This is a genomic window from Sphingobium sp. RSMS, assembly GCF_005406185.4.
Lineage (GTDB): Bacteria > Pseudomonadota > Alphaproteobacteria > Sphingomonadales > Sphingomonadaceae > Sphingobium > Sphingobium fuliginis.
Genome location: NZ_CM191257.1, coordinates 417,677 through 429,704, shown reverse-complemented (window position 1 = coordinate 429,704; position 12,028 = coordinate 417,677). Strand labels below are relative to the sequence as shown.

General features: G+C 66.2%; 12 protein-coding genes. 4 read left to right on the top strand and 8 right to left on the bottom strand.

What is annotated here, in order from left to right:
• Nucleotides 1-11 precede the first annotated feature (11 nt).
• The 4 genes from EGM87_RS02050 to EGM87_RS02035 form a co-directional block, all read right to left on the bottom strand.
• On the bottom strand, nucleotides 12-1,523 hold the full coding sequence (locus EGM87_RS02050; RefSeq protein ID WP_025549647.1) for an XrtA system polysaccharide chain length determinant: 1,512 nt from the start codon (nucleotides 1,521-1,523) through the stop codon (nucleotides 12-14).
• A 1-nt stretch (nucleotide 1,524) separates the two neighbouring features.
• Entirely contained in the window at nucleotides 1,525-2,169 is a 645-nt protein-coding gene (locus tag EGM87_RS02045) for an XrtA/PEP-CTERM system exopolysaccharide export protein (RefSeq protein WP_044661858.1), read from the bottom strand.
• Nucleotides 2,170-2,314: 145 nt separating this feature from the next.
• On the bottom strand, nucleotides 2,315-3,547 hold the full coding sequence (locus EGM87_RS02040; protein ID WP_137709201.1) for a pyridoxal-dependent decarboxylase, exosortase A system-associated: 1,233 nt from the start codon (nucleotides 3,545-3,547) through the stop codon (nucleotides 2,315-2,317).
• Nucleotides 3,544-5,094 carry an acyl-CoA ligase (AMP-forming), exosortase A system-associated gene (locus EGM87_RS02035; protein WP_253719110.1) on the bottom strand — a complete coding sequence of 517 codons (1,551 nt, stop codon included), beginning with the start codon at nucleotides 5,092-5,094 and terminating at the stop codon, nucleotides 3,544-3,546. The genes EGM87_RS02040 and EGM87_RS02035 overlap by 4 nt, the downstream gene beginning before the upstream one ends.
• 49 nt (nucleotides 5,095-5,143) lie before the next feature.
• On the opposite strand from EGM87_RS02035, the gene EGM87_RS02030 reads away from it, so the two are divergent.
• The 4 genes from EGM87_RS02030 to EGM87_RS02015 all read left to right on the top strand — a co-directional run bounded on the left by EGM87_RS02030 (nucleotide 5,144) and on the right by EGM87_RS02015 (nucleotide 8,703).
• The gene (locus EGM87_RS02030; RefSeq protein ID WP_137709202.1) at nucleotides 5,144-6,151 is read left to right on the top strand and encodes a GNAT family N-acetyltransferase; all 1,008 of its coding nucleotides are present in this window, start codon (nucleotides 5,144-5,146) and stop codon (nucleotides 6,149-6,151) included.
• A 28-nt stretch (nucleotides 6,152-6,179) separates the two neighbouring features.
• Nucleotides 6,180-6,470, top strand: coding sequence for an acyl carrier protein (locus EGM87_RS02025; RefSeq protein ID WP_025549642.1), 291 nt, complete (start codon nucleotides 6,180-6,182; stop codon nucleotides 6,468-6,470).
• A 273-nt stretch (nucleotides 6,471-6,743) separates the two neighbouring features.
• Entirely contained in the window at nucleotides 6,744-7,646 is a 903-nt protein-coding gene (lgt, locus tag EGM87_RS02020) for a prolipoprotein diacylglyceryl transferase (protein WP_170825636.1), read from the top strand.
• Entirely contained in the window at nucleotides 7,636-8,703 is a 1,068-nt protein-coding gene (locus tag EGM87_RS02015) for a class I SAM-dependent methyltransferase (RefSeq protein ID WP_137709203.1), read from the top strand. Before lgt ends, EGM87_RS02015 begins: the two co-directional genes overlap by 11 nt.
• A gap of 286 nt (nucleotides 8,704-8,989) precedes the next feature.
• On the opposite strand, the gene gmk is transcribed toward EGM87_RS02015, so the two are convergent.
• The 4 genes from gmk to EGM87_RS01995 all read right to left on the bottom strand — a co-directional run bounded on the left by gmk (nucleotide 8,990) and on the right by EGM87_RS01995 (nucleotide 12,027).
• Nucleotides 8,990-9,655, bottom strand: coding sequence for a guanylate kinase (gene gmk, locus EGM87_RS02010; RefSeq protein ID WP_025551753.1), 666 nt, complete (start codon nucleotides 9,653-9,655; stop codon nucleotides 8,990-8,992).
• Nucleotides 9,656-9,706: 51 nt separating this feature from the next.
• On the bottom strand, nucleotides 9,707-10,048 hold the full coding sequence (locus tag EGM87_RS02005; protein WP_048575357.1) for a hypothetical protein: 342 nt from the start codon (nucleotides 10,046-10,048) through the stop codon (nucleotides 9,707-9,709).
• 49 nt (nucleotides 10,049-10,097) lie between these two features.
• Nucleotides 10,098-11,483: a class II fumarate hydratase gene (gene fumC / locus EGM87_RS02000; protein WP_044663085.1), complete on the bottom strand. Its 1,386-nt coding sequence runs from the start codon at nucleotides 11,481-11,483 to the stop codon at nucleotides 10,098-10,100.
• A 67-nt stretch (nucleotides 11,484-11,550) separates the two neighbouring features.
• Complete coding sequence (locus EGM87_RS01995) at nucleotides 11,551-12,027, bottom strand: SspB family protein (RefSeq protein WP_044661853.1); 477 nt, start codon at nucleotides 12,025-12,027, stop codon at nucleotides 11,551-11,553.
• Nucleotide 12,028 lies beyond the last annotated feature (1 nt).

The following is a 12,028-nucleotide window of genomic DNA, read 5'->3' as shown; positions in this document are numbered from 1 at the left end:
CCGGTCCCTCCTCAAGCCAGCCCGCGCTGGACGAATTCGATGACGATCAGCAGCAGGCACAGCGCCGCAAGGCCGCCGCTGGCGCCTGCAAACCACTTCATCCGCTGCCTCTCCATCGCCTGCTGCGCCGCGCTGACGGTCTGGCTGATCGATCCGATCACGGAGACGCCCAGCGCCTTTTCCAGCCGCGCCGCATTGGGAAAGCCGCCCTTGAGCTGCGCCACGGCAAAGGCCGTGCCGATGCCCGCGCCCAGCCCCAGGATCAGCACGCCCAGCAGCAGCAGCGGCCGGTTCGGCGCGGCCGGAGCGGTCGGCAGGCTGGGCGGATTGATGACGCGGAACTGGACCGATCCGGTTTCCGACTTCACATCGCCGCGCAGACGGATTTCCTCGCGGTCCGCCAGCATCTTGTCATATTGGGTCTTGAGCACCTGATAGTCGCGGTCGAGCCGTTCCTGCTCGGCGGCGAGGCCGGGTTCATCCGTCTGGCGCGATGCCATGGCGTTCAGGTCCGCCTGCAACTGCGCTTTGCGGGCGGAAAGCCCCTGCACCGTGGCGGCGCGTTCCGCCTGCATCGACCTGATCGAAAGATAGGCGGGATTGGGCGTGCTGCCCGCGCTGCCGCCGCCCTGCCCGCGCAGCAGGTCCACCTGCCGCTGCGCCGCGATCACGTCGGGATGGCTGCTGGTGAAGCCCCGCGCCCGCATCGACGCAAGGTCCGCCTGCGCCTGGGCCAGCGCCGAAGGCCCGCCCGAAGCGCCGACGCCCGGCAAGGTCTGCGGCGTGCCCGCCAACTGGCCGTTCATCGCCGCCAGCGCGCTTTGCGCCTGCACGAGTTGCGAATCGATGCTGTTGATCTCCGACCGGGCGGCGTCCATGCGCTGGCCGATCGATCCGGCGCCCGGCAGCATGCCCGCATAGCGCTGCTCGAACTCGACGCGGCGCTGTTCGGCGGCGGCAAGCTGCTTGCCCCGCGCCGCCAGTTGCTGGTCGAGGAAGGCAAGGCTCTGCCGCGTCTCCACCTTGTCGGAGGACAGGTTGGTTTCCTGGAAGATGTCGACCAGCTTCTGCACGATCTGTTGCGAAATGCGCGCATTGGCGCCGTCCGACAGGCCGGAATCGGCCCATGTGGCGCTGATGTCGATCATGCTGGGGTCAAGCTGCGCCATCACGGTGATGGTCTCGCGCAATCCGGTGATCTTCGCCGCCAGGTCGCGCGGCCCGTCGACCGTCCGGTTGAGATCGGTCTCCTTCACCACCCGTTCCAGATTGGCCGTGCTGGCCAGGGTCTGGCGCACCCTGTCGAGGTCCTGCTGCGCCTGGACCTGGGTGATGCCCACCTTGTCCTCCAGCAGCGACTGGGTGTTCACATAGACCCGCGCCTTGGATTCATAGCTGTTGGGGATGAGCGCCACGCCCAGCCAGCCAGCCAGGCACACGCCCCAGGCCACGCCCAGCGCCAGCCAGCGGCGGAGCCAGAGGCCATGCAGGATGACCAGCAGTTCGTCGACGAGAGCCGCCATGTCAGAACATGCTTTCGGGAATGATGATGACGTCGCCGGGCGCCAGCATGACATTCGCCTTGCTGTCGCCGCGCTTCAGCAGGTCGCCGAGGCGGACCTGATATTCCTGCTGCTTGCCGGTTTCCTTGTTGAAGCGGACCAGCTTCGCCCTGTTGCCCGCCGCATATTCGGAAAGGCCGCCGACCGAGATCATCGCGTCGAGCAGCGTCATATTGGCGCGATAAGGGATGGAGGCGGGCTTTTCGGTCGCGCCGACGATCCGCACCTGCTGGCTGAAGGTGCCGGAGAAATTGTTGACGATCACCGACACCAGCGGATTTTCGATATATTTGCCCAGCGCCACCTTCAGGTCGTCGGCCAGTTGCCGGGGCGTCTTGCCGACCGCCGGCATGTCGGAAATGAGCGGCGTGGTGATGCGCCCATCGGGCCGCACCTGCACCTTCGCGCCGAGATCGGGATTGCGCCAGACGAAGATGGTGAGGTCGTCGAGCGGCCCGATCACATATTCCTCGCCCGGCCCCTCCTGCGTCGAAACGAAGGACGCCGGCGGCAGATTGGGCGCGCCCCCGCCCGAAGCGCAGCCCGAAAGAGCCAGAGCCGGCAGGGACATGCCGATCAACGCACGGGAAAGTGACAGGAAACGCATAGATTCACCCCTTTTCGCGGCCGCGCCGACAGCCGCCAAGGGGGGCGCCGGCAACCGTCAAGCACTCAGCTTCGACGGCCTTCTTGCCCCGAAAGGGTAAAAATAGCGTTAGGAGTTAAGTTATTGGCAAATCAGTTGATTAAAATCAGCCGATCAGCAGTTCCCGAGGCGCCGGATGACCGAGAAAAGCCGCCGGGCTGGCCGAGGCGCCATAGGCCCCCGCAAGGAAGATCGCGATCAGGTCGCCCTCCTCCACCGGCGGCAACGCGACCTTGTCCCCCAGCCTGTCGATGGGGGTGCAGAGGCAGCCCACGACCGTTACGGCCTCCGCCGCGAGCGCTTCCCCGAAGCGATTGGCGACGGCGATGGGATAGTTGCGGCGCACCACCGTGCCGAAATTGCCGCTCGCCGCGAGCTGGTGATGCAGCCCGCCATCGACGACGACGAAGGTTTCGCCCTGGCTCTTCTTCACATCGACGATGCGGGTGAGGTAAACGCCCGCCTCCCCCACCAGCCAGCGGCCCAGTTCCATGGCGAAGGCGCTGTTCTGCAATATGTCCGCCCGCCCGTCGAGCAGCCGGCCCAGCGCGTCCCCGATGGGCCGGATGTCCAGCCGTTCGTCGCCGGGAAAATAGGGAATGCCGAAGCCGCCGCCCAGATTGACCAGCGGGGGCACCGCGCCGATGCTGTCGGACAGGCGGGTGGCGAGATCGATGGTTGCCGCCTGCGTCTCGATCAGCGCCAGCGCCCCCAGCGCCTGGCTGCCGGCGAAGATATGCCAGCCGCGCCATTGGGCCCCCGCATCGATCACCCAGCGCGCCAGCGCCGCCGCGCGCTCCGCGTCCACGCCGAAGGGCTTGGCGCCGCCGCCCATGCGCATGCCGGACCCCTTCAGGTCGAAATCCGGGTTCACCCGCACCGCCAGCTTCGGCGTCCTGCCCCGCCGCTCCGCAAGGGCGATGGCCCGCCGCGCCTCCCCCTCCGACTCAAGGTTGATCGTCGCGCCGCTGTCTATGGCGACGATCAGTTCATCATCGCGCTTTCCCGGCCCGGCGAAGCTGATATGGGCAGCGTCCATCCCCGCCTCCAGCGCCCGGGCCAGTTCCCCGCCCGACGCCACGTCGAAGCCGTCCACCAGCTTCGCCATGCGCTCCAGCAGGGGCGCATGGGGATTGGCCTTCACCGCATAATGGAGCGACAGCGTCGCTGGCATGGCGTCGCGAAAGGCCCGCGCCTGCCCCTCTACGATGCCCATGTCATAGACGAACAGCGGCGTGTCGCCGGCCTCCTCCACCAGGCTCGCCGCGCCGCAGCCGCCGATCAGCAACATGCCCTCCTCGCCCGCGAAGAAGGGCGGGATTGGTCCCATCGGCTTCATGCCGCAAATTCCTTCGCCAGCGCCACGCGGTCGATCTTGCCATTGGGATTGCGGGGAAATTCGGAAAGCATGACGATCTCGCGCGGTTGCATGAAATTGGGAAGCTCCTGCCGAAGCCGTGCCTCCACCTGCGCCTTTAGCTCCGGCGAAGCGCCGCGCAACAGCAACAGCACCGCCTGCCCCAGACGATCGTCCCGGACGCCCAGCGCAACCGCTTCGGCAACGCCCTCCACCGCGACGGCCGCTTCCTCGACCTCCGTGGGGCTGATGCGGTTGCCGGCGGACTTGATCATGGCGTCATCGCGTCCGACAAAATAAAGCAGTCCCTGCGCATCCCGGCGCACGGTATCGCCCGACCATACCGCCATGCCGCCATAGTGGGAGCCGACGGGCGCCGGTTTGAACCGTTCCGCCGTGCGCGCCGGATCGCGCCAATAGCCCTGCGCCACCAGCGGCCCGCAATGCACCAGTTCACCCGGCTCATCGTCGCCCGCAATCGAACCGTCCGGGCGAACGACCAGTATCTCCGCATGGGGAATGGCCGATCCCATGCTGTCGGGGCGGCTTTCCACCAGCGCGGGCGGCAAATAGGTCGAGCGGAACGCCTCGGTCAGTCCATACATGGGGTAGAGGTCCGCCCGCGGAAACAGCGCCCGCAACTTCGCCACCAGGGGCCGCGTCAGCGCGCCGCCGCTATTGGTGAGCCGCCTGAGCTTCGCCGCCACATCGGCGGGCCAGTCGAGTTCGGTCAACTGCACCCAGAGCGGCGGCACCCCCGCCAAGGTGGTGATGTCCCACCGATCCACCGCCTTCACCACGTCGCGCGGCGTCAGATAATCGAGCGGACAGGCGCATCCGCCGGCGAACCAGGTGGAAAACAGCTGATTCTGTCCATAATCGAAGCTGAAGGGAAGCACGCAAAGCGTCCGGTCCTCCGCCGTCAGCTTCAGATATTCCGCCACCGATACAGCGCCCAGCCAGAGATTGGCCTGGCTCAGCATCACGCCCTTGGGCCGCCCGGTCGATCCGCTGGTGTAGAGGATTGCGGCCAGTTCGTCGGGCGCGGCATGGGACGGGGCCAGCGCCTCCCCCCCGCTCATCGCGCAGGCCGCATCATCCTCCCGGTGCAGGTCGCATCGCCCCGGCACGTCGCCCGGCGTCAGGGTCGCCAGACGGCTGGCCGTCCCGATCAGCAGCGACGCGCCGCTGTCCGCCAATATGTGCGCGACCTGGGCATGTTTGAGCAGCGGATTGACCGGCACATGGACCAGCCCGGCGCGGGGCGCGGCGAGCGGCATCAGGGCCGCGACCGGGCCCTTTGCGACCCAGCTTGCGACTCGCGCGCCCTTGTCCAGCCCGAATCGGGCAAGCCATGCCGCCAGCCGGCCCAATGTCGCTTCCAGCTCCGCATAGCTTTGCGTGCCCGACCGCCCGTCCAGCGCGGGCCGTTCCGCGTCGCCGCGCAGCAGCAGATGGTCGATCGGCCGCACCTGCGCGCCGTCGATCATGGGGTCCGCCATGGGCGCGGGGGAATCGCTTAACTCCATCTCCAGACTTTTTTCCTAAAGTCGATGCTGTCGACGGGGAGATAATGGTTTGCTGGTCGCAAGGGAATATCGCAGCGTCGCCCAAGCGCGTCAGGTGCTGGGTTCAGCGCTCGACCGCGCCGGCACGCCGTCGCTGTTTGACCGCATCGACTGGTTCGAATCGCTCCATGCGCATTGCTTTTCCACGACGGACGTCCGCATCTTCCAGGCGTTGGAGGGGGAGTGTCAGGCATGGCTTTTCCTGCTTTCGTCCGGAGCGGGACGGCTGGGCGCGCTCGCCAACTGGTACAGCTTCGATTGGGGGCCGGTCTTCCTTGGCCCTTCGGACGAGACCGTCCGTCGTCGCCTGATCGAAGTCATCGCCCAGTCTCTGTTGACGGACAGTGCCCAGATCGACCTCTATCCGGTCACGGCCGCGTCGGACATGCTGCTCGACGCCTTTCGCCGTGCAGGCTGGTTCAGCGTCCGGCGGCCGATGGGGGGGCGGCATATGCTGCACCTGAATGGGCGGACTTTCGAGCAATATTGGGCGCAACGGCCCGGCCGCGTGCGTACGCTGATCGCGCGCAAGAACCGTGCGAGCCGCTTCACCCTCAGCATCGCGGACCGGCTGACCGAGGCGCTGTGGCGCGACTATGCCGCCGTGCAGGAACGAAGCTGGAAGAAGCCGGAGGCCGATCTCGGCTTTCTCCATGCGCTGGCCCAGCGGGAAAGCGCCGCCGGGACGCTCCGGCTGGGCTTCGCGCGGCTGGAGGAGCAGCCGGTGGCGACCCAGCTGTGGACGGTGGAGCACGGCACCGCCCTGATCCACAAGCTGGCCCATGATCAGGCGTTCGACGGTGCCTCCCCCGGCAGCCTGCTCAGCCATGCGATGTTCGCGCACGCCATCGATCGCGATCATGTCGCGACGATCGATTATGGAACGGGCGACAATGGCTACAAGACCGACTGGATGGAGGAACGGGAAACGCTCTACCGGCTGGATTTCTTCAACCCCCGACGCGCTTCGGTCTGGCTGCCCGCCGCGCGTGCGGCCATTTCGGCGCTTGTAGGTTAGCGGCGGAACGACTAGGTAGGCGCCCATCATGCGGGCGGACAATGCACAACCGGTCGACCGGGCAATGGATATTGAAACGATGATGCGCGCCTTGCTGCGCGATGTGCTGGCCCTGTCGCAGGACCGGGTGGACGCCTTTGATGCGGATACGCCGCTGTTCGGCGCGCTGCCGGAACTGGACTCCATGGCCGTTGCGGGCCTGCTCACGGAGATGGAGGACCGCTTCGGCATCCTGATCGAGGACGAGGATATAGACGGCGATACGTTCGAGACGTTCGGGTCGCTCGTCGCCTTTGCCCGGGCGAAGATCGGGGGCTGAATTTCGGTTTGCCGTTTGTGGAAGCAGGTTTCCCGGCGCTGGCGGATTTCGAAGGGGTGAGGACGGTCGGATGGCGGGGATGCCCGATCCGTCGTTGGGGAAGGCAGGATTGCAAGGTCGGTCCCGACGCATGCCAAGCCCCTGTCTGGTCGAGTGGCGCCCTTCGTCTCAAGGCCGCCGCAACTCGCCACCACCATGGCCGGGAAAGTCGTTCGGACTTCATGAACCGGCCCCGTCAACTTCCTCCCTTTCCTCCGTCCCCCACCTTGCTCTATGGCGGGGGCCGAATTTCCCAAGGGGAACGCCAACTTGATCCTTGACCTTGCCGCCGCCGCTTCGGGGGCCATCCGCTTCGACCAGCTCGGCCTCAGCCCTGTCGCGCTCGACCTCGGCTTCTTCACGCTGAAATGGTACAGCCTCGCCTATCTGGCGGGCATATTGATCGGCTACTGGTACCTGCTGAAGCTGATCGCCCAGCCCGGTTCGCCCATGGCGCGCCGCCATGCCGACGACATGATCTTCTATGCGACGCTGGGCATCATCATCGGCGGGCGGCTGGCCTATGTCTTCTTCTACCAGCCCGAAATCCTCCGCCATCCGCTGGACATCTTCAAGCTGTGGAACGGCGGCATGTCCTTCCATGGCGGGGCCATAGGCGTGTCGCTCGGCATCCTCTACATGGCGCGCAAGGAGAAGCTCAGTTGGCTGCGCATCCATGATTTCGTGGCCTGCTGCGTGCCCTTCGGCCTGTTCTTCGGCCGCCTCGCCAATTTCGTGAACGGGGAGCTGTGGGGCAAGGAAACCGATGTGCCCTGGGCGATCGTCTTCCCGACCGGCGGCGCCTTCCCCCGCCATCCGAGCCAGCTTTACGAGGCTTTCCTGGAAGGCATAGTGCTGTTCCTGATCCTCGCCTTCGCCTTCTGGAAGACCCGCGCCCGCTACAAGCCCGGCATGCTGGTGGGCATCTTCCTGCTTGGCTATGGCATCTTCCGCTTCGGCGTCGAATATTTCCGCGAGGCCGACGCGCAGCTCATGGAATTCGCCGCGCGCACCGGCCTGCACATGGGCCAGTGGCTGTGCGTGCCGATGATCCTGGGCGGCCTGTACCTGATCTTCACCGCCAGGAGCCGCCGCGTGCGCGTGGAACCGGTCGCGGGCAGCGCGAGTGTCAGCTGAACCCAGCCTGTCGGAACGCCTGGCGCGCCAGATCGCGTCGGGCGGGCCGATCTCCATCGCCCATTATATGGCGGAGGCGAACCAGCATTATTACGGCACTCGCGACCCGCTGGGCGCCGCCGGCGACTTCACCACCGCGCCGGAGATCAGCCAGATGTTCGGGGAACTGGTCGGACTATGCCTGGCGGACGTCTGGATGCGGTCGGGCAGCCGGCCGGAGATCGGCTATGTCGAACTCGGCCCCGGCCGCGGCACGCTCGCTTCCGATGCCCTCCGGGCCATGGCCGGCCTGTCGCTCGTCCCACGAGTGCATTTCGTGGAGACCAGCCCGAGCCTGCGGGAGCGGCAAAGGACGATCATCCCCAACATCTTCCATCACGACACTGTCTCCAGCCTGCCCGAACAGGGGCCGCTGCTGGTCGTCGCCAACGAATTTTTCGACGCGCTGCCCGTGCGCCAGATCGTGCGCAGCGGAAAGGAATGGCGCGAACGGGTGGTGATCTGCCCCGATCCGGGCCAGCCTGATCGTTTCGCGCCCATGGCTGGCTATCGCCGCGTCGAGTCGGGCATCCCCGCCCTCGCCGCCGAAGCGCCGGAAGGCGCGATATTGGAAACGCCGCTGGCCGGGGCCGCGGTCGCGCTGGAACTCGCGCACAGGATCGCCCGGCAGGGCGGCGCCGCGATCATCGTCGACTATGGCTATGAGGGGCCGGCCTTGGGGGACACGTTGCAGGCGGTGCGAGCGCACCGCTTCGCCGACCCCTTTCTGGAGCCGGGCGAAAGCGACCTCACCACCCATGTCGACTTCACCATGATCGGCAATATGGCGCGGCAGGCGGGGCTTCGGGTGATGGGGCCGGTCGGTCAGGGCGCCTTCCTGCGCCAGCTGGGCATCGACGCCCGCGCCGATCAGCTCGCCCGCACGACGCCGGCCCGCGCCGATGAGGTGGAGGCAGCCCGCCTGCGCCTGACCGCCGGGGATGCCATGGGGACGCTGTTCAAGGCGATGGCCTGGGTGCATCCGGATTGGGCAGAACCGGCGGGTTTTGAGGGCTAGAGCGTTTTCCAAGCAGATGGAATCATCTGCTGACTCGGAAAACGCGACAAAACAAAAACTTAGAGCAGTCGAACCGATGCAATCGGATCGGAATCTGCTCTAGAGCGCGCTGCGCTAAATCGTACGCAGGCCGCGCACTCAAGCTTTTGTTGTCGCATCGTTTTAAGCGCAAAACCGGTTCCCACTTTTGCGCACGATGCTCTGGCGATCATCCCTGGGCATGACCCCGCTGGATTGAAACCTGCCATGTTCCTGCCTTCGCAGGCGCATGGTACGCCCAAATCCCTCAATCTTCCTGATGATAGCGGCTGAGCCTGCGGATGAAGCCGATCAGACCCGTCTGGCGGCTGCGCTTCATGCGTTCGGCGTGCAGGATCGTCTGGACGCGCCGGAAGCAATCTTCCGCATCGACATTGCACAGGACATAATCATAACCGTCCCAGTGCGCGATCTCTCCCGCCGCGCGGGCCATGCGGCCTTCGATCACCTCATTGCTGTCCGTCGCCCGTCCGCGCAGGCGACGCTCCAGTTCCTCCATCGACGGCGGCAGGATGAACACCCGCACCACGTCACCGCCCGCAATCTGGTGGAGTTGCTGCGCGCCCTGCCAATCGATGTCGAACAGAACGTCGCGGCCGGACTTCAGCATCGCCTCCACCGGAGCGCGGGGCGTGCCGTAGCGCTGGCCGAAGACATGCGCCCATTCCAGAAATTCGTGATCGGCGGTCATCCGCCGGAATTCCTCCAGATCGACGAAATGATAATCCTTGCCGTCGACCTCCCCCGGCCGCATCGGCCGCGTGGTCGCGGAAACCGACATGGCAAGATCCGGCTCCGCAGCCAGCAGCTTGCGCGCGATGGTGGATTTACCGGCGCCAGAGGGCGAGGAAAGAACGAACAGGACGCCGCGGCGCTTGAAATCGGGCGTCTCTATGGAGATGCTGTCGGCCATGGCCGCTCTTGGCGTCATGGACGGGATTTGGCAAGGGGGACTGTCGCGCCGTCAGCCCTTGCGGGCCTTGCGCGCTTCCTCGATCAGGATCGGCGGCGGACTGCCGTCCGGCAGGGCCTTGACCTTGCGCTTGCGATCCGCCTCGCGCTTCGCCTCATAGACCTTTCCGGCCATATAGGCGCCCGTCACGAACAGCGTGCCCATGGGATGACGCATGATGAGCCGCTTGGCCCCCATGCCCGCCAGCAGGCCGATCACGCCCTTCTTGCCGGTATCGGCGGCCACCCGCGCCGCGACGACGGTCGCACCGACGCGGGCCGCCTTTCGGAGCAGCCCGTCCTTGCGGGGCGGGCGGACGGCGATCAGCGGCTGGTCGGGCGATTTTTTCCTCATGGGACATCAATGTACCGCAGCGCGACCGGTTCCACCATGCCGATGTCGATCAGACCATATTTTCGGGCCGGACAAGCCGGTCGAAGCTTTCCCCATCGACCAACCCCAATTGCAGGCCCGCCTCCTTCAGCGTCAGCCCTTCGGCATGGGCGTGTTTCGCGATCCTGGCGGCATTGTCATAGCCGATTTCGGGCGCGAGCGCGGTGACCAGCATCAGCGACCGGTCGACCAGCTCGGCAATCCGCCTCTCATTCGCCTCCAGCCCGTCGACGCAGCGTTCTGCGAAACTGTCCATGCCGACGCTGAGCAGATGGATAGACCGCAGCACCGCCGCGCCGATCATCGGCTTGAAGACATTGAGTTCCAGATGCCCCTGAAGGCCGCCGACCGTCGCCGCCTGATGATTGCCGATGACCTGCGCGGCGACCATGGTCAGCATCTCGCACTGGGTGGGATTGACCTTCCCGGGCATGATCGAACTGCCCGGTTCATTGGCCGGCAGGTCGAGTTCGCCAAGGCCCGAGCGCGGGCCGCTGCCCAGCAGGCGGATGTCGTTGGCGATCTTGGTCAGCGCCACTGCCAGCGTCGCCAGGGTGGAGGACAGGTGCACCAGCGGATCGTTGGAGGCGAGCGCCTCGAACTTGTTGTCGGCGGTCCGGAACGGCAGGCCGGTCAGCGCCGCGATTTCCTTCGCCACCGCCACGTCGAAGCCCGCGGGCGCGTTGAGGCCGGTGCCGACCGCCGTGCCGCCCTGCGCCAGCGCCATCATGCCGTGCATGACCGCCGGCTCGATCCGCTTGCGGCTGCGGTAGAGTTGATGGGCGTAGCCGGAAAATTCCTGGCCCAGCGTCAGCGGCGTCGCGTCCTGCAGATGGGTGCGGCCGATCTTCACGATGCCCTCCCACGCCTTCGCCCTGGCGTCGAGGGCGGCGTGGAGCCGGTCGAGCGCCGGGAACAGGGCCGCCGTGGCGGCCCGCGCCGCCGCAATGTGCAGGGCGGTCGGGAAGCTGTCATTGGACGACTGGCCCATATTCACATGGTCGTTGGGGTGGACCGGGCTCTTGCCGCCGCGCTTGCCGGTCAGGGCCTCATTGGCGATGCCCGCGATCACCTCATTGACGTTCATGTTGGATTGGGTGCCGCTGCCGGTCTGCCAGATGACGAGCGGGAACTGGTCGTCATGGTTGCCCGCGACGACCTGCGCCGCCGCCGCCTCGATTGCATCCGCCAGGTCCGAATCGAGTCCGTGTCCTCGATTGACCCGCGCCGCCGCCTGCTTCACGATAGCCAGCGCGTGGACGATGCCGATCGGCATGCGTTCTCCGGGGCCGAAGGGGAAATTCTCGATGCTCCGCTGGGTCTGCGCGCCCCAATAGGCGCTGGCGGGCACTTCGATGGCGCCGATGCTGTCGGTTTCGGTGCGGCTGTCGTTCAAGTCGGGCACTCCCATGATGTCGCCGGAGTGCCGTCAATCTGGGGAGCCCCCGCCCCTGTTTCCAGCCTTATTTCTTCTTGCCGAAGTCCACGGTCACGACATTGGAGCCGTCCTCCGTCGTCACCTGCGGCGCGTCATTTTCCGCCTCTTCATGCGGTTCGGGCGCAATGTCGGCCTGCGCCTGGAACTGGAGCGCGAAATTCACCGCCGGATCGACGAAGGCCGTGATCGCCGCGAAGGGAATATGCAGATGCGCCGCCACCTGGTTGAAGGTCAGGCTGACACCGAAGGCGTCGTCGCTGACCTTCAGGTCCCAGAATTTGTTCTGGAGGACGATGGTCATTTCGTCAGGGAAGCGTTCGACCAGATGGCGTGGAATATCGACTCCGGCCGCCTGCGTCTTGAACGTGATGTAGAAATGATGCGCGCCGGGAAGGCCGCCCGTCCGTTCGATTTCCCCCAGCACGCGGCCGACGACGGCGCGCAGGGCCTCCTGCACGATTTCGTCATAGGGAATCAGGCTGTCGGGCAGGTCGTCGCTCATG

What these genes read in the sequence shown, in the direction of transcription:
- EGM87_RS02035 (WP_253719110.1), bottom strand. Translation starts at nt 5,094, where the DNA reads ATGGAGTTAAGCGATTCCCCCGCGCCCATGGCGGACCCCATGATCGAC.
- EGM87_RS02045 (WP_044661858.1), bottom strand. Translation starts at nt 2,169, where the DNA reads ATGCGTTTCCTGTCACTTTCCCGTGCGTTGATCGGCATGTCCCTGCCG.
- lgt (WP_170825636.1), top strand. Translation starts at nt 6,744, where the DNA reads ATGGCGGGGGCCGAATTTCCCAAGGGGAACGCCAACTTGATCCTTGAC.
- gmk (WP_025551753.1), bottom strand. Translation starts at nt 9,655, where the DNA reads ATGGCCGACAGCATCTCCATAGAGACGCCCGATTTCAAGCGCCGCGGC.
- EGM87_RS02005 (WP_048575357.1), bottom strand. Translation starts at nt 10,048, where the DNA reads ATGAGGAAAAAATCGCCCGACCAGCCGCTGATCGCCGTCCGCCCGCCC.
- EGM87_RS01995 (WP_044661853.1), bottom strand. Translation starts at nt 12,027, where the DNA reads ATGAGCGACGACCTGCCCGACAGCCTGATTCCCTATGACGAAATCGTG.
- EGM87_RS02050 (WP_025549647.1), bottom strand. Translation starts at nt 1,523, where the DNA reads ATGGCGGCTCTCGTCGACGAACTGCTGGTCATCCTGCATGGCCTCTGG.
- EGM87_RS02040 (WP_137709201.1), bottom strand. Translation starts at nt 3,547, where the DNA reads ATGAAGCCGATGGGACCAATCCCGCCCTTCTTCGCGGGCGAGGAGGGC.
- EGM87_RS02025 (WP_025549642.1), top strand. Translation starts at nt 6,180, where the DNA reads ATGCGGGCGGACAATGCACAACCGGTCGACCGGGCAATGGATATTGAA.